This window comes from Bacillus sp. L75, from assembly GCF_003676355.1.
Classification (GTDB): Bacteria; Bacillota; Bacilli; order Bacillales; family Bacillaceae; genus Bacillus; species Bacillus velezensis.
Window position 1 is genome coordinate 1 of record NZ_ML064959.1, and the last position, 445, is coordinate 445.

Consider the following 445-nt stretch of genomic DNA (forward strand, 5'->3'; position numbering starts at 1 on the left):
AGGACATAAGCGGCGCCGTATGTGCGGCTGACGGCGAAGGTCCGATTGAAGACCGTTATGACGCCTGCGCGGCGGAGCTGTCAGCGATCGTCACGCGTCTTATCAAAGAAAAACAGAAGAAAAAAACGCTGATCCAGCTTCTTGTCCCCGACAGGGGGGAAGACAATGTATTGGCGGGGCTGGCCGCTTTTCTGAAAACGGCTCACCTTGAACATCCGAAGCTGTACGGCCAAGTCATCCAAGCCGATCCGGACGAGTCAGCCTCATCGCTTCTTGCCAAGCTGAAAGAAAACCGGGCGCATCCTGAACAAGCGGAAATCCGTTATGAAGACGGCAAACGTCTCGTCAGAAACTGGCGTCATCTGCCGGCGCCTCAAAGCGGCGCCGTTCCGTGGAAAGACGAAGGGGTCTACCTCCTTACCGGGGGAGCGGGCGGCATCGGCCT

General features: G+C 57.5%; 1 protein-coding gene. It reads left to right on the forward strand.

The genetic code is table 11. The features are described 5' to 3' along the window. Positions 1 to 445: Rossmann-fold NAD(P)-binding domain-containing protein (locus D5S11_RS19730; protein WP_164833867.1), on the forward strand; the 445-nt coding region annotated here is incomplete at both ends.